General features: G+C 38.8%; 15 protein-coding genes. 3 read left to right on the top strand and 12 right to left on the bottom strand.

Features of this window, described 5'->3' with window-relative positions:
• Nucleotides 1-56: 56 nt before the first annotated feature.
• From DWZ61_RS08275 to DWZ61_RS08260, 4 genes are all read right to left on the bottom strand, one after another.
• A complete protein-coding gene (locus DWZ61_RS08275; RefSeq protein ID WP_118538041.1) occupies nucleotides 57-419 on the bottom strand; it encodes a hypothetical protein in 363 nt (120 codons plus the stop codon).
• Nucleotides 420-539: 120 nt separating this feature from the next.
• Nucleotides 540-2,969, bottom strand: coding sequence for a type IV secretory system conjugative DNA transfer family protein (locus DWZ61_RS08270; protein WP_118538040.1), 2,430 nt, complete (start codon nucleotides 2,967-2,969; stop codon nucleotides 540-542).
• A 1-nt stretch (nucleotide 2,970) separates the two neighbouring features.
• Nucleotides 2,971-4,404 carry a hypothetical protein gene (locus DWZ61_RS08265; protein WP_118538039.1) on the bottom strand — a complete coding sequence of 478 codons (1,434 nt, stop codon included), beginning with the start codon at nucleotides 4,402-4,404 and terminating at the stop codon, nucleotides 2,971-2,973.
• A complete protein-coding gene (locus DWZ61_RS08260) occupies nucleotides 4,394-4,672 on the bottom strand; it encodes a hypothetical protein (RefSeq protein WP_118538038.1) in 279 nt (92 codons plus the stop codon). The genes DWZ61_RS08265 and DWZ61_RS08260 overlap by 11 nt, the downstream gene beginning before the upstream one ends.
• A gap of 213 nt (nucleotides 4,673-4,885) precedes the next feature.
• Here DWZ61_RS08260 and DWZ61_RS08255 point away from each other — a divergent pair, with 213 nt between their 5' ends.
• A complete protein-coding gene (locus DWZ61_RS08255; protein WP_118538037.1) occupies nucleotides 4,886-5,548 on the top strand; it encodes a hypothetical protein in 663 nt (220 codons plus the stop codon).
• Nucleotides 5,549-5,584: 36 nt separating this feature from the next.
• Here DWZ61_RS08255 and DWZ61_RS08250 read toward each other — a convergent pair whose 3' ends face one another.
• Nucleotides 5,585-6,166: a hypothetical protein gene (locus tag DWZ61_RS08250; RefSeq protein ID WP_118538036.1), complete on the bottom strand. Its 582-nt coding sequence runs from the start codon at nucleotides 6,164-6,166 to the stop codon at nucleotides 5,585-5,587.
• A 166-nt stretch (nucleotides 6,167-6,332) separates the two neighbouring features.
• Between DWZ61_RS08250 and DWZ61_RS08245 the strand changes: the two genes are divergently transcribed.
• Nucleotides 6,333-6,629 (top strand): hypothetical protein, encoded by a 297-nt coding sequence (locus tag DWZ61_RS08245; RefSeq protein ID WP_118538035.1) that lies wholly within the window; start codon nucleotides 6,333-6,335, stop codon nucleotides 6,627-6,629.
• A gap of 47 nt (nucleotides 6,630-6,676) precedes the next feature.
• Here the strand turns inward: DWZ61_RS08245 and DWZ61_RS08240 are convergent, their stop codons facing one another.
• From DWZ61_RS08240 to ligA, 5 genes are all read right to left on the bottom strand, one after another.
• The gene (locus DWZ61_RS08240) at nucleotides 6,677-7,873 is read right to left on the bottom strand and encodes a hypothetical protein (protein ID WP_118538034.1); all 1,197 of its coding nucleotides are present in this window, start codon (nucleotides 7,871-7,873) and stop codon (nucleotides 6,677-6,679) included.
• Between the two features lie 98 nt (nucleotides 7,874-7,971).
• Entirely contained in the window at nucleotides 7,972-9,102 is a 1,131-nt protein-coding gene (locus DWZ61_RS08235; RefSeq protein ID WP_118538033.1) for a hypothetical protein, read from the bottom strand.
• 82 nt (nucleotides 9,103-9,184) lie between these two features.
• A complete protein-coding gene (locus DWZ61_RS08230) occupies nucleotides 9,185-10,228 on the bottom strand; it encodes a DUF1351 domain-containing protein (protein WP_118538032.1) in 1,044 nt (347 codons plus the stop codon).
• Nucleotides 10,229-10,331: 103 nt separating this feature from the next.
• Nucleotides 10,332-10,523, bottom strand: a complete 192-nt coding sequence (locus DWZ61_RS08225) for a hypothetical protein (RefSeq protein ID WP_118538031.1) — start codon at nucleotides 10,521-10,523, stop codon at nucleotides 10,332-10,334.
• Between the two features lie 15 nt (nucleotides 10,524-10,538).
• A complete protein-coding gene (gene ligA / locus DWZ61_RS08220; RefSeq protein WP_182427034.1) occupies nucleotides 10,539-12,536 on the bottom strand; it encodes an NAD-dependent DNA ligase LigA in 1,998 nt (665 codons plus the stop codon).
• 108 nt (nucleotides 12,537-12,644) lie between these two features.
• Here ligA and DWZ61_RS08215 point away from each other — a divergent pair, with 108 nt between their 5' ends.
• A complete protein-coding gene (locus DWZ61_RS08215; RefSeq protein ID WP_118538029.1) occupies nucleotides 12,645-13,691 on the top strand; it encodes a 5'-3' exonuclease H3TH domain-containing protein in 1,047 nt (348 codons plus the stop codon).
• Nucleotides 13,692-13,764: 73 nt separating this feature from the next.
• On the opposite strand, the gene DWZ61_RS08210 is transcribed toward DWZ61_RS08215, so the two are convergent.
• Nucleotides 13,765-14,412 (bottom strand): hypothetical protein, encoded by a 648-nt coding sequence (locus tag DWZ61_RS08210; protein ID WP_118538028.1) that lies wholly within the window; start codon nucleotides 14,410-14,412, stop codon nucleotides 13,765-13,767.
• A 580-nt stretch (nucleotides 14,413-14,992) separates the two neighbouring features.
• On the bottom strand, nucleotides 14,993-15,616 hold the full coding sequence (locus DWZ61_RS08200; RefSeq protein WP_118538026.1) for a hypothetical protein: 624 nt from the start codon (nucleotides 15,614-15,616) through the stop codon (nucleotides 14,993-14,995).
• Nucleotides 15,617-15,627: the final 11 nt, after the last annotated feature.

Genomic DNA, 15,627 nt, shown 5'->3' with positions numbered 1-15,627 from the left:
AAGACCTCCTAAATTTCGAAAAAGATACCCCGGTATAAACCAGGGTATCGCGATCGTTAGGCGAGAATACCCATAGCCTGTAATACGAATTTCATGCCTATCAGGATTGCTGCAACTGCAATAGTAGCAAAACCCTGTGCTCTTTTGTCAGGATTGCCGTTATCCTGCATGGACTGTGCGACAGAAACGATACCAAAAATTAACATACCAATACCGAGAATCTGCAACACAGTAAGAATCATACCGATGCCCTTACCTGCAATAGCAAAAGGGTCAACTCCATCAAGAGCTCCCTGATTAACGGTTACTGAGCTGAAGCCAGCATGACCAATCACCGGAGCCATTACTGCGGTTGCCATTGCTTCAACGGCCAACAGAGCATTCTGTGCCTTGTTTTTAAATAATGCGATTTTTTTCATAAACTTACCTCCTGAGTAAAGTTATTTTTCTCTCATAATTATTATGAGAGAAAAATAGTGCAAACGCGAAACGTTTGGCGGCTGACGCTAAAAGACCCTGCGGTTCTGCAGGGTCTTTTTCTAAAACATAAATGTTGAATCGGACATCGATGTACCGGTATCTTCTTTCAAGGCTTTCTTGATGGATTCTCTTTCATCCATCGCATCTTTTTTGTTTTCGGTATTTGTCTTTGTGCTTATCTGTGCTTCCATTCTCTCTTCAATATTCTCTTTGGTAACACGATTATCCTGCATGATCTGATTTGCGCCTTCAAGGTCATTTGCGTATTCAGATTTGCCCGCCACTAATGCAACAGCTTTCTGCTGTCTCTTTTTCGTGACTTTTTTCTTTTTAACAGGTTTTGTATTGAAGTATTTTTCAATAAATTCTTCTGATAATTCGTTGTTACGGCTCGCATTTCCTGTTTCGGAAAAATGAGGATGCTTTGAAAAATCATATTTTAAATCCCTAAATGGATGTAAACCTCGGATGATAACGATACACTCCTTATTATCCAAATTCTTGACTTCTTCAGGCGTCAACAACATGCGCTTTGACGTACCGAATCCTTCAGAACTTCCGCCCTTCTGCCCATGGCTTAGACTTATATTTCGTGTGCGGACAGTCGTCTCTCCCAATGTATCGGAGATATACTTGCAGGTTTCATTTTCAGAGCTTCCTAGAAATACAATGGTGTCACAGCCACCAATAATAGATTCGAATAATTTGTCATATTTCTCCTTAATTTGCGCAATGTTCTGGACTACGATGGTACAGGAAATCTCATACTTTCTCATAGTAGTTAATTTTTCAGAAAACATAGGCACAGATCCAATATTTGCAAATTCATCCATCAGGCATCTGATATGCCAAGGCAATCTTAAATCACCCTTTTGCACCTTATAATTCGCTGCGTTGTCAATTACAGCTTGAGCGGTTTCTCTTGTGGGCTTTTCCTGAATTACCTTATTTCCGATCACAATTTGAAATCTGCTTGCGTCTCTGGGAGTTTTATATTCTTTTACAGTAGCTGTCTTGAGATCTTCCAGAAGACGTTTTGCTTCATCTTCGGAATTAAGCATCGTAATCACCGGACGATTATACTGATCAATCAGCATCCATTTTTTAGGACAGATTTTCTCGGCTTTGGTATACAAGGCGTCAAACATCTGTGCATATAACATAGATACCAGAAAGTTAAATGTGGTGTTCGCCTGCGGAATGTTGATGAATAACGCAGTTTGTTCATCACCGATCTTATCAAGCTGAAGATTATTCTCTTCATCTTCATAATCGTGTCTCGTAAGATTACGCACATCTTCGTTATTGAACATCTGAAGATCTACTGCAACGGTGATCAAAATGGAATTTGCGGTTTTACCAGGAGCCAACTTAAATGTGTCGTAATTGGAAAGAGCCTTTGATTCTCTGCCTTCAGTTTTCATCAGCAATCTGTGCTCTTCCATCAGTTTATCAAGCGCAGACTGTGATGTTTCGCTTTCTTCGCTTACCTTACCTGCCTGAACAAGCTTAAGCATTGTACAGAAATTGATATCCGGCGCATATCTCTTGCCTTTTCTGACCTGATTGGTCATAGGATTTTCGAGCATATAATAAGCAAGTGCAGCCATTAGTGCTCTGGCGGATTTATCCCAGAAAGGGTCGCCCTTTGATTTCGAGGAAGATCCACTGGCATTTTCCAAAAACAGATTGATCATAGTACTGACTTTCGACTCTTCCACTTCTCCATTTTCATCAAAAATATAATCAAATGGATTGTAGCAGTTAGAATGCTTCATATCGGAAGTACTGAATAATTTCAGTTTAATTCCATGCTCATGCAGCGGCTTTCCACAACACTGCATAAGCTCTCCAGACGGATCCGTAGTAATCATACTGCAATTCATTTGCATGAGGCTCGGTTTGATTACTCGGAAGGATTTACCGGTGCCGGGACCACCGACAACAAATACATTAGCATTTCGGCCTGTCTTCTTATTATTTAGATTTAACATAACCCTGTTGGAAAAAGGCATATTGGGGTCAAATGGGTCTTTTCTGGAGTCGTAAGGCTCAACAAATTGTTTATAATAATTTGCGTAATCCAGATTCCATTTTGCGGATCCGTGTTCCTTACCGGGAGCGTCCTGTCTTTTGGTATCTCCTATGGCAAGCATCCAGCCTATTCCGAAAGCTACACATACAAGAAAAAATAACGCAGGAATCAGAAATTTTATAGACAGAGGCCATATTGCTACAGGGTTTTCTGACATATTGGCAAGTGCTTCAAAGGCAACAGTAAACCAATTTATGCTTTCCTTTACAACCGGTGCACTTGCTGCATTGCCATAAGTTCCAAATTGTATCGATGAAGAGATTTCAGCTGCTTTTGTAGCAGCCTCGTCAAGATACACGGCATGTCCCATATGCAGGGAAAAATAAAAGAGCAGCAGATAAATCAATCCGCCGACCAGCAGATAAGTTTTGAGTTTATTTTCTTTTAACGGCATATTATCTCTGCTCCTTCCATTCTACTGTCTTTGCGGGAGATTTCTCCTGCTCCTGTGCGTGTTTTGTTTCTTCATGAGCAATGGGTTGAATGGGAGCTTCGTGCGTTTCAGGAATCTGTCCACCTACCTGTTCCTGATAGATTCCGTTTTTGATTGCCCGGACTTCTTTGTCGTCATAAAATTCTTCCATTGTGCTAACATCAAAACCATTTCTTGCAAGGGTATCATCAATATTCACAAGAGGAGCTGTAGTCTGCACATAGGTTTCTTTAAGCTTTCCTTCCATGACCTTAAGCTGTTTTTCCAGATACGGAGTTTTATTCTCAAGCGTTTCTCTTTCAAACGGATGGTCTTTCAAATAAGCTTTTTTGAATTCTTCGACGTTGATTTTTGACAACATTTCTGGATGTTCAAAAATATAGCCATTTTGAGGATTTGCCTGCTCAAGGAACCAGTTTTTGAAAGCGGCATCAATCGGATAATTCTTGGGTTTGGTGCCGTTCGGTATGTGTGCTTTTGCATCACGCAGGCATTCGTTCATTCCGCCAAGTTCTTGTACCTCGCTTTCCAGTTTAAAAACAGGATTTGGAAGCGAATTACAGATCAGTTTCAGAGCATCTGCGTATAATTCCGGATTCTGAGCAATATTCATTCGATGCGTTACGTTACCCCTGTCATGAATTTCAAAGGAGGTTTCGTTGATTTTCACGTACTTCTCTGGTTCATTCAAAGAAAATACATAAGCAGGCTTCGTTTCATTGGTATTTCTTACTTCATCGACGGCTTGTTCAATTTCTTTTCTCTGTTGAGTAAGATAAGCCTGTCCTTCCACAATGGAAGCCATTTCTTTGCTTACATTAGAATCTTCGAACATAGAAATTGCGGCATAGTAATTTACGGCAACTTTATTCTTTTCGTGGGTTGCAACAAGGAATTTTCCATCGCTCATTTCTTCTTTAACCACCACAAACGGCTTTTTGGCATTTGCGGAATAAGACAAAATTTTATCCGCTTCATATTCCGTCAAACCCTCAACTATGTATTCTTTTGCGCCGGGTTCTGAAATGGCTAATGCCCTATCAAGTTCTGCTTTCGTATCCAATTCGAGGCCGGCGTGTATTCTGATGCTGTTTTCGATAGCCTGCATTTTAGACATCATTTCCGGACTGACGAGAATAATATCTTTTCCGGTTGCTCTGATTCTGAACTGCATGTAAGGGATTTTTTGCGCTTCCATTTCCTTAACCATTCTTTTGGCTATCATTGTGTCTACACAGACCATGTTAGGAGACTGTCCGTCTTTCCCGAGGCTTCTCAAAAAAGAAACATCGGTATCATAAATATCCGACTGATCGAGAAGTTTGAGCAATTCGGCAAAAAAGTCCTCAACAGTGTTCGCTATTTTTGTGTTTGTATTTGTAATACTATCCGACATTTGCTACCTCCTGTGCGTTATTGATCGATGTAGAAATCAAACAGCTGACTCTGTTCCAAAATCTGATTTTTTCTTCATCGATGGAATCATTCTTTACTTTTTCTACTGCGTCTCTTACGTATCTTGCGGTTTTTAACAATTCAGGCTTATCCTCAGGACCAGCGGACTCAAGATCATTGATCAAGCTACAGATCAAAAGAGATACTGTTTTCTGGTCAGCTTCTTCATTCAGATAGTTCTCAAAAACGAGTGAATAAGTATTCGACATGTATACTTCTCCTTTCAAAAATTGGGATTTGGTATCCGAACGGATTGAAACGATGATTGCGTTGGGTCAGATTTACCTTCACTATTATTATGAAAGACAACTAACGAAAACGCTGGTCATGAATTTCTGTGCAGAATTTTGGTAAAAAGACAAATTCTTTCATAATAATAAAGGAACATATATTTTATTTCTTTTCTAAAAGAGGGAAAATACATGAAAAAAGAATTGTATGCGGAATATGAAAAAATCGTGACGGGACAAAAGAAAACATTTTCCAGCAGTTTCTTTAAAGGAAATGAGGAAACGGCAAAGGAAAATGCTGTTTTTATTATGAAATATGTATTTGAAAAATTTCTGGAATGGAATCCGGATGACATTGCAAATTCGGTAAACATGAATATCCTTAAAATTATGAAAATACATCCATTAATTAAATATCTTCAAATTCCGGATGAATTTGGAGGAAAATTGGATCCAAAATATTTGGCTCATCTTTTGTATCCAGATAGGATTTATTATAATGACTCAAATCTTGCGTTGGATACGTACAAGCGTGTCATTACCACAAAAGGTTGCAGTTATCCTAAAAAGTTCTTTCACGATGAAAAAGGAGTAAATAGAGCCAAAGTTTGTTTATCTTATGTATTACGGGAGAAACTGGTTTTCTCAAATATTGAGGAAGTATACAGACACTTTCTCACCACAAAGGGACGTTCGGACATCCGGAATTACTATCTCACAACAGCGTTTGAATTGTTTGAAACTCCGATCGACTATGTACACCAGACTTTGAGTGCTTCGCAGCGTAATGAATTTTTATACAACTACTATAAGTTTATTTACCTATACAACCGCATTGAAAAAGAAAATCAATAATAAAGAAAAACAGACCGCATTGCGGTCTGTTTTATTTTACGCTGCTCTTCCTACGCATATATTGTACGCGTAGTTCAAAAACTGCCTGCCTCCTGCCAGCAAATCTTCTTTTGTGAGACAGGTTGTCTCTTTTAAGATCTGCGGAAGTTTTTTGGAAAATATAGAATCCAGTCCCAGAGAAACTATATTCTTCAGCTGTCCTTCCTCGATTGCATTTGGATCAGTCTGTTTCATCATCATGGCATGCATGTTGATGAAATTGAGGAGTTCGGCTTTTCTTTCCACTGCCAAGATATTCGAATTGCTTATGTAATATTCATACACTTCAACATATCCAGCAAATCCCTTTTGTTCAAACAATTTGTTTTCGTCGATATCTGGAATTTCAATATGCTGAATAGGCACTGCGGAGCTCATTGTCTCCTGCGGAATCTGCGGCATCGGCTCCGGCGTTGTCTTCATAGGAACAACATTATTGATGCGTTCTGCCTGAAAATCTGCGCCCATCGCTGCCCCTAAAATATTACGGATCATTTCCTCCGTCTTCGGAGTCGTATTATTAAAGACGACAATAGTTCTGTTGCCATCTTTATAGATTTTTGTGTCTAAAATATTCATTCTATTTTCCTCCTGGTTTATCTTTTTCATTATTATGTCAGAATTTTGCTTTCAAAATATTCGCTATTTTATTTCGTAAGTGAATATGTTATGATAAATATAGGAAAAAGGTTGGAGTAACCCGTAACTGCTTCTTTTAAACCTAACCATCAAAGGAGAGTGCACTATGAAAAGACTTATGTCCGTAAAGGGAACCACTTTTTCACTGCTCGGTTTTGACAAAATGGATAGTTTTACCATCTACCGGGTTTGCGGGAACATCATTATTTACCCGAAAGCTCTGGAGCCGCAGCCTCTAAGATTTGTCTTTGATGACAATTCTGGTGAAAGTACCACAATAGGGGCAATTAATTACATCAAGGAGACCTATGATATCACAGAAGATGAATTTGTATTAGAATTCGTTGAAAATCCGGCGACTCACAGTTTTCTGTGTACAAAGAAAGCTCCAACCACTTTTTAAAATTGAGTAAAAGAAGATCCGCTATCATACGATAGCGGATCTTTTTATCAAGCTGCTTCTTCGGAGAATTCTCCTCTCACCCATTCGAATGGCTTGTCAAATCTTTTGAAGTTGATTTTCACGGTCTCTGCCACTGTTTCCTGAAGTTTTAAGGAACGGTACATATCCTTTTTCTCTTCATCGAATCTTCTTACGATATCATTCAGATACCAGAAGATTTCGTAAGCAGTACATGTAGCCTTTCCTGTAGCTTCCAGAGCCGTTGCTGCTGCCATGGAATACTTCTTCGGCAGTTCGAATTCCTTTGCAATGCTTCTGAGACATCCGGCAGGATTTTCGATCACCGTTTCAGACATTGCCTTGAAGTCTTCCGGGTTATTCTGGAACAAAGAGTAAAGTTTATTAACAGACTTCGCAATATCATCTCCGGTACGCTGACCGATGTGTTTGATGGCAAAGGGCTTTCCATAGTACATCTTCTGTCCGTCCAGATCCAGATAGGAATACACGGTGGCTGCTGCAGAACCAATATCGGAAGTAAAAATACCGAGCATTGCCTTTACTCTATCAACTGCAATGCCGTTATCATTGAGGGTCATTAAGATATCCTCTTCGATTTCGTCGGCATTTAAAGCGTATTCCATGCGGAAAAACTCATGCGAAACAGATCCTGTCAAAAATTCAGCCTTCGGGAAATTATTCTTGAGACATCCCTCCACCGCCTCGACAATATCTTTTTCTGCGAGAACGGCATACTGTCCAGACATGATTGCAGAGATCTTTTCATCTCTGTACAGCACTTTTGCTCTCTGGGTATACAAGGAAAGACATTTATTGATAATATTTGCCTTTTCCTGCAAAGGGAGCACTTCGATACCGGCATCCTCCTCTTCATTATAAAGAGAAAATCCTCCGATTTTTGCCCTATCCAATAAAGATCTAATGGCGGTATAGCGAAGAGGCACGACTCCCTTCTTATCCTGTCCATTGATCTCTGTATGGAACTTCAGAAACATATTAGTCCCATTCTCTGCACAATCCTGAATCGCAATATCGGAAATAATAGACCCGGTTCTCTTTTTAAAAGTGTTGATCAGTTCGCTCGAACTTTTGGTGAATACCTGCATCAGATTAATAGGGCTGATAAACCACTTATCATGTGTCTTTCTGAAATCTAAATACTCCTGAAGCTCTTCTCTGCTGTTAATTGTTTTAATTTCGTCATCTTTTAATAATACACACATTTATTTTTTCCTCCTGTCTTCTCCAATTATCCTTTGAGTTGCTATTATTATTATGAAAGAAAAACATAAGCAAAAGAAAAGCGCCATCGGCGCTTTTCTCAAATCGTAAACTCAAGAAAATATTTAATTCTGCAAGCATCCTCGTTATAGATAATATATTCATCATTAATGAGATCCTGACCAGCATGAGCATGTAAACTATCGAAACTTTGATGTTCTTTCTTGAATCTCGAATTATCCAGCATAACCATGCTACTATCCCATGTGTCAACATCGAATTCATTACCGGTTGCTACTTCATAAATAGCCAGATAAGCTTTATTACTCTGTCCTCCGGCGTGCCTGGAACCGTATAGCGATGTATATCCCAAAGATTTATCTGCCTTATCGGCAAAATAAATACCTCGGCCAAACATAGCTCCGCTTTTGATCACATTAGATGGCGACAACATAAGTCTCGTCAGCAAAATACTCCACCAGTTTTCCGAACGGCTGCCGTGAAACAGTTCTCTGGTTTTTGTAATCCCATTCGCCTTGGCATACCGGTCGAATCTTTCATTATTTTTCGGATTATCGATTCTCCAAACCCGCGAAAACTTTCTCTTCGAGGCCGGATCAAGCATATTTCGAATATGCTCAACTTCCTCAGGAGAGCATTCCTTACAAATGAACGGCACCTGCTGAATATTCCTGCCTTCCTTACTGATTGCCAGATTGTTTAACAGGTCGTTTTCTCTCTCGATGATAGAGAAAAAATCGTCCTCTGCTTTTGCGGTATTTTGAATTACATTCCGCATTTTTCTAGGTATCAAAGAAAACAATTCGAACAAAATATTATTGAATTCAAACAAACTACCGGTATTTTCAAGTTTTTTGATTAAATCTTTTGCTTTTGCGATTGCTTCATCTGTTACCTGAAACCCCAAAACACGGTAATTGTCATCTACCATCTGTCTCGATATCGCCCTGAGATTTTCGAGAACCGAATTGATATCTGAAACATCAGATATTTTGTTCTTTTCTGTATTTTCGTCCTCTGATATCAGACTCGTCTGATCTACATAACCATTCGAAATTTTTTCCCGATATAATTCGTTCCAGGATGTTGTCGGGAAAAACTTTGTATACATCCTGCTCCCAACATATCCGAATTCGACAACAATCCTCCCTTCCTTTTCTTTCATTCGATATATTTTGTTCTTCATAGGCTGAAATAAAACCTTTTCCATTAAAAGTGTTCCTCCACTTCTCTTGTCTTTCCATTAATATGAGAGAAAACAGAGAGCAAAAGAAAAACGGGCTATAAACCCGTTATTCTCTTACGCAGTTCATCCTACGGTATTCGATGTTGTTATCCAACAGGAACTTATTCAGCATTTTCAACTGATCACCGGTTCCTCGAATACTTACGGATAATAACCACATCTCTTCTTTTTTCTCTTCCTCTTTCTCCTGATTTGCAAAAGTGGGTACAGGAATCTGCACTTGTGGAATCTGTCCGGGCATCGTTTGAGCCACGGAGACGTCTGATGCAACCTGCTGCGGTGTAGCAAAAGTCATTTCCTGCATGGCCTGGGCGACCGTTGCAACTTTCATAAAAGCATTCTGCGCTTCTTTCTGTCTCCTTGCTTCCTCTTCCTTCGCCTTTCTTTCAGCTTCCTCCCGTGCTCTCTTTTCAGCTTCTTTTAACTGTTCGGCACGTTTATTGATGTTGTCAACGACCTCAGAAACAGAATAGAATTTCAGAACATTAATAAATTCCTCTACATCCAGTTTTGTAGAAAGTGAATTATTGACGCTATCAACTACTGTGCGAATTGTCTGAATATCGGCGTCGTGCTTATCCTGCTCCGCTTTCAATGCCAACCCTTCCTTATTAATATCCTCTTTCACTTCCTTCTGCGTTCCGGTAAGATTGAGATAAAAATCTTTTACAACCAGTCTGGATGCGTATTCAGCACGAAGTCCCAGGGAGTCAGCTGTCGTTTGGATAAATTTTAACGCCTGCTGTCTACGCTTTTCGCGTTTCTCGTTGTCGTAAACGTCAATTCCTGCCTGAAGAGGTTTCTCGACGCCCTCAATAATGGAAATGAGCTCTTTACATTGTTTTTCCATCAGATCGATATTTACGGACATCTCCTTCTTTTTGGCTTTTCGGAACTCGTCAATAGCAACTCTAGCAGAAGCAAGATTAGCGCGATCCTGTTTTGCCTGTTTCAGATTATCGTCGGTGACGATGATTCCAGCATACTGCTGTGCCTTCAACTCTACACATTTTTTCACAACCTCGTAATTGTAAGTGATTATAGCGGGCTGTACATTACTACTTGCTAAAACTAAATTATCATCGTTCATTTATCTTTCTCCTTTATTATCTTTATTGTCACGTAATTAATATGAAAGATTTCTTGCCCCAAAAGAAAAAGCCGCCAAACGGCAGCTTTCTCAATTTCTTTTATTACACAACAATTATTTTTAATCGGTAGGTAACAACATCATAAACGACTTCCCATTTAGCCACTTTATAGTGGCCATATAATATTACTGATTCTTTCGCATCGAGTGGTTTGGAAATCGGATCAGAAAATATATCGCAAATACATATTTTAGTATCACCAACATATTTATTTAATAATTCCTCAACTGTCATATTCTCCACCCCTATTCATCCTATATATTCCCGAACAAAATCTTCCTCGGAAATAATAGGAATCGACAATTCTTTTGCTTTCTTATTCTTTCCCGATGTACTGTTGACGTCGTTATTAATAAGCGCAGTCGTTTTGGATGACACTGATCCAGAAACCTTTCCGCCGAGAGATTCAATGACGGCGACCATAGCATCCCGGTTTTCGTAACGCTGTAAAGATCCGGTAATAACAAACGTCATACCTTTCAGTCTGTCTCCAGTCTTGGATTTCTCGAATTCAAAGAATGAAGCGAGATATTCAACATCCTTTCCACTGCATATTAACGGCAAATTACCGTTTTTCCAGTCTCTCAGTGATTCGATTACTGTCTCGCCGATTCCATCGATATCCTTTAATCCTCCGAAATCGCTGTCAAACAAAAATCTTTCCGGATCCTGGTCATAATATGAAGCGATCAGTTTTGCGGTTGATTTACCAACCCACGGAATACTCAGCGCATTGATGAAATTTGCGAGAGTCGTTTTTCTTGCTTTTTCAACACCATCTACGATCAGGTTATAAGATTTTTCTCCCCAGCCTTCCAAATCTACAATCTTATCCTTATTCGGGACGATATTTGTAAACAGATCAGAAAATGTAGTGAGAATTCCTTCGTCGATCAGATCAATGATCTGGTTTTCGCCCAATCCCATGATGTTAAGTGCATCTCTGCTCACAAAATGTGTCCACTGGCCGATCTGCTTAGAAGGGCACATCTCATTTTCGCAATAAACGGTTTTGATTGCTTCGTTGGACCCAGTGTTGTTATTAATGACGATTTTCGTTTTTCCTCCGCAAACAGGACATACTGCAGGTGCCTTCGCCGTATAAAGCATTTTCTTTTCTGCAGACAGATTTCTTGCGATCTGAGGGATGATCATATTTGCCTTATATACGGTGATCTTGTCTCCCGGCTCCAGCTTCAGATGTTCAATATAACTCAAATTATGAACGGAAGCTCTCTTAACAGTTGTACCATCAATTTCCACAGGATCAAACACGGCTACCGGATTCAGTAATCCTGTTTTGGAAGCGGACCAGAAAATCTCTCTGAGCGTTGTCTCAAACTCTTCATCCTTCCATTTAAAAGCAATGGAATGTCTGGGATGATGTCCAGTGAGTCCCAGGCTCCGGCCATACTCGAGATCTTCGTAGGTAAGGACCAGTCCGTCAGTAGGATAAGGATAGCCTTTTCTTTCCACATATCCTGCAAAAAATTTAATCAGTATATCGATGTTATTTGCATCGACACAATGGCTTTCTACAAACTGCATTCCGCAGGCCGCTATCAGATCTCTTTCATCTAATACGGAATTTACTTTGGGAGACACCAGCTCAAAAGGAATAAAATGAATGTCTCGTTCCTTAAGTTCTTTAGCATCCAGTAATCTCACACTTCCGGAAGCAACTCCACGAGGATTCTTGTACTTATCCTCTTCGTTTTCCATCCTTGCATTGATTTTTTCGAATGCCGGGTAACTGCATAAAGCCTCTCCTCTGATCACAACCTCTTCTTTGTAGGGAATATCCAGAGCCACACCGCGAATATACGGAGCGTTTCTTGTGATATCTTCACCGACAAGTCCATTGCCTCTTGTAACAAGGCTTTTGAGTTTTCCATCAAGGTATGTGGCAACCATTGTCAATCCGTCGAGCTTCCAAGACAAATAACCTTTTCGTTCCCCGAGAAAGTTCTTCAGATCATCCACGCTTTTGGTCTTTGCTAAAGACAGCGCCGGATATTTGTGGGTTACCTTTACCGCTCCATCAACTGGGGCAGCCCCTACTTTAAAAGAAGTGGGGCTTTCGGGTAATGTGATTCCGGTCTCTTTCTCCAATTTCTGCAATTCATCGAACAGGGTGTCATATTCAAAATCAGACATAATCTCCTGTCCGTTATAATACGCGTCTGCAGCCTCCTTCATCCTTTCAATGAGGTGCTGCATTTTTACAATATTTTCTTCTTTGTTCATTTTCAAATCCTCCATTTGTCAATAAGTTTCTCTATTAATATGAAAGAATCTTTATCTATAAATTTTCTCTCATATTAATGAAAATGAGAAAAATAGGAGGCAAATAAAATGTTTCAGAGATTGTTAATTATTGATGGAAGTTCGGTGCTTAATGAATCCTATTACGGCACTCTTCCGGAACAGATGAAAAGAGAAAAAGACAGAAGCAAATGGCACTTATGGTATCATGAAATGCTACGTAATAAAGAAGGGATTATCACAAATGCTCTATTCACTACAATGAAAAGAATTGAAAAAATCATTGAAGAACAGCATTTTGAGTACGTCGCTATCGCCTGGGATATCAGTTCCGATACCTTTAGAAAACGGATGTATCCGGAATATAAAGGCAACAGAGAAAAGCCGGACGAAAGCTTTATCAGCCAGCGCGAAATTTTTCCGAGAATGCTCACAGAACTTGGTTATCCAGTTATTTGTATGAATGGATATGAGGCTGATGACTGCATTGGATCTCTAGCTAAAAAGTTCGAAAATCAGATTCCGGTAGTTATTTTAAGTGGTGATAAAGATATGACACAGTTAGTTTCTCCCAGTACCCAGTTGTGGTTTTCCTGCAAAAAGCCGAATCAGGCAGAGGAACTGTTCGATGACATGATGCAGGGAGAACAACAGATTTCTTTATCTCAGTACGGACTTCCTGATAAGATCTTTCCAGTAAACATGAAATATGTTCCTTATTTTATGGGTATCAATTCCAGTCAGGTTGTTGATCTGAAGGCAATCAGCGGAGATACTTCGGATAATTATCCCGGCATTGCAGGAATCGGCGAAAAAGGGGCAATCGCTCTTTTGAAATATTTCGGTTCCATAGATAAGATTATCGAAGTGATCAATAGCGGCGCACTTGCGGATAAGGATAAGTTGAAAAAACTGAAAGAGGATTTTGCAGCGCAGACCGGTACACGCCTGCCTGTAGCTAAATTGCTGGATCCGGATTTTGAGAAAAATGCCAGATTCTTTCAAAAAATTGCGCAGATCGAGACAAATGTTCCTTTCAACATTGCTCTCAATCAATTAAAATTGAATATCGATCAGCAAAAAAGAAGACAGTGGTACGAATATCTTGAGTTCTACTCTCTTCTGAAAACCGTATAATAAAAGTCCCCAACTTGGGGACTTTTTTATAAATTTTGTCGTAAAGCCACATTCCTTTATGGTGTGTAGAGATTCACAATTCCATGTGAATAGGTTTACCATGTTTCAAATACAATTCTTCAAACTTAGCCGTTTTAATAACTTTTTCATAACTATTCAAAAAATCATCAATTTCTTTTTGTGAAATATCTGGATTTTTATATTTCAGCTCCTGCAATGTAGAATCGCGCACCGATTCTATGAATAACTTTCTCTTAAATTCATCTATGATTTTATCTACATCGTTGCCATATTTTTGAAAGCCTTCTTCTTTTGCGTAACGAACTAATCTTTCGTGGGCCTCATTTCTTATATTATTGAAATAAAATTCTGTTTTGCCTCTTGCATCCCATGTTCTTCTGATGAAATTCGCTCGCTTCTTCTGTTTTTCTGTTGCTTTTTCAGGACGTTCAGCACCAACATAATTATAGATTGGAGCCATAATTTTATCATTAAGATTAAATAACGTCTGATCTTCTGGAAAATTCTTTGGATTGTCCATCCAATCTTCATATATTTCCTCTTCTTCGCAACATTTCATAATTTGTTCATTTTCAATAGCATCCTGAATCGCAATCCTTGTGAAAAAATCCTTATCTTCCCATGGTTTATATGGCTCTTCTTGTTCATCGGAGGATTTAAGTTCTTTGCTTCCTTTCTCTGCAGCCTTTATCTTATCCAAATATTTATAATAAGCATAATGTTTCCCCTTCTTCTCCTCTCGGCTTCGGATAAAATTACTGATCCACTTTCCAATACAATTTACAAAAAAACAATGCAAATCCTACGTATACAAAGAATTTTGCAATATTTTCGTAATGAGGAAATCTTTCTGCTACCGGAAAATAACTATCCATGCACGACTTGATGTAATACATCCAAAGTCATACGGAAGTCCACGTAGGCAATATTACGGCCAGCCAGTTTACCGGATATGCTACAATCAAACATAAAGAAAAAGTAAGCATCGTTTTATGAAAAGGAACGTCGATGATCCGATACATATATAATATCCATGTAACAAACATGGCTAAAACATACATGATAGCGATTCCCTTAAAATGCAAATTGTATCCAAGGAAAATTGGATTCAGGAAATGGCCTCCGCACCCACAACCGGTAATTCTCTGTAAATCGTACTCCCAATTGTAAATAAATTCAACATCGCCAGGATTACCATCCGAGTCTTTTTCGTAATATATGAGATTATCTTCATCGTATCGATCAATAAAACATTGTTTATTTAGCTTCATATTTATTACCTATTTTTTCTTATGCGTATAAGGAGCGCTTACTTTTTTGCTCCAAAAACTATTAATTATATCGAGAGCAATTGAACCAATTGTCCAAATAATAGCTTGGGCTAATCCGACAAAAAATAATCCAATAGAAAATTTACATACTGTTTGACATATATGGCGAATGATTATGATCTCTCCGGCTTTCATGCTCATAATAACGGCAGCTTGTGTAAAAAACAGAATTGATAAATACATAATTGTCGGCATTTGAATTTTATTCAACGCAGATCCAATGCGATCATATATAGGCTCTGATACAAAAAATATCCAAATTAAAGCAAGGATTGCACAAATAATGGCTTTAATCGTTTTATCTTGAATATAAAATTTTGTGATAAAACCCACCAGTGGAGTTGCCCAAAAAATCAATCCCTTTGATCCAAGGAATAGCCAGATTGAGGTAAAATATTTCATGTCAAACCATTTTCCATAATTGTCACATCCGGTAATTAGTTGAAGATAATATTCATTTTTTCTCATGTATGTAGAGCAACAACTATGCTTATATTTCACATCAACACATCCATTTTTGGATTCACTTACAATTTCTTGCCCAACCAGCCTTGCTATATCATCAATTTTCATATCAATTCCCT

The organism is Clostridium sp. AF34-10BH (assembly GCF_003478095.1).
In the GTDB taxonomy this organism is placed as follows: domain Bacteria; phylum Bacillota; class Clostridia; order Lachnospirales; family Lachnospiraceae; genus Acetatifactor; species Acetatifactor acetigignens.
This window is presented reverse-complemented; position numbering and strand designations above follow the sequence as displayed.

What these genes read in the sequence shown, in the direction of transcription:
- DWZ61_RS08235 (WP_118538033.1), bottom strand. Translation starts at nt 9,102, where the DNA reads ATGGAAAAGGTTTTATTTCAGCCTATGAAGAACAAAATATATCGAATG.
- DWZ61_RS08245 (WP_118538035.1), top strand. Translation starts at nt 6,333, where the DNA reads ATGAAAAGACTTATGTCCGTAAAGGGAACCACTTTTTCACTGCTCGGT.
- DWZ61_RS08265 (WP_118538039.1), bottom strand. Translation starts at nt 4,404, where the DNA reads ATGTCGGATAGTATTACAAATACAAACACAAAAATAGCGAACACTGTT.
- DWZ61_RS08240 (WP_118538034.1), bottom strand. Translation starts at nt 7,873, where the DNA reads ATGTGTGTATTATTAAAAGATGACGAAATTAAAACAATTAACAGCAGA.
- DWZ61_RS08270 (WP_118538040.1), bottom strand. Translation starts at nt 2,969, where the DNA reads ATGCCGTTAAAAGAAAATAAACTCAAAACTTATCTGCTGGTCGGCGGA.
- DWZ61_RS08200 (WP_118538026.1), bottom strand. Translation starts at nt 15,616, where the DNA reads ATGAAAATTGATGATATAGCAAGGCTGGTTGGGCAAGAAATTGTAAGT.
- DWZ61_RS08260 (WP_118538038.1), bottom strand. Translation starts at nt 4,672, where the DNA reads ATGTCGAATACTTATTCACTCGTTTTTGAGAACTATCTGAATGAAGAA.
- ligA (WP_182427034.1), bottom strand. Translation starts at nt 12,536, where the DNA reads ATGAACAAAGAAGAAAATATTGTAAAAATGCAGCACCTCATTGAAAGG.
- DWZ61_RS08250 (WP_118538036.1), bottom strand. Translation starts at nt 6,166, where the DNA reads ATGAATATTTTAGACACAAAAATCTATAAAGATGGCAACAGAACTATT.
- DWZ61_RS08230 (WP_118538032.1), bottom strand. Translation starts at nt 10,228, where the DNA reads ATGAACGATGATAATTTAGTTTTAGCAAGTAGTAATGTACAGCCCGCT.
- DWZ61_RS08215 (WP_118538029.1), top strand. Translation starts at nt 12,645, where the DNA reads ATGTTTCAGAGATTGTTAATTATTGATGGAAGTTCGGTGCTTAATGAA.
- DWZ61_RS08255 (WP_118538037.1), top strand. Translation starts at nt 4,886, where the DNA reads ATGAAAAAAGAATTGTATGCGGAATATGAAAAAATCGTGACGGGACAA.
- DWZ61_RS08275 (WP_118538041.1), bottom strand. Translation starts at nt 419, where the DNA reads ATGAAAAAAATCGCATTATTTAAAAACAAGGCACAGAATGCTCTGTTG.
- DWZ61_RS08225 (WP_118538031.1), bottom strand. Translation starts at nt 10,523, where the DNA reads ATGACAGTTGAGGAATTATTAAATAAATATGTTGGTGATACTAAAATA.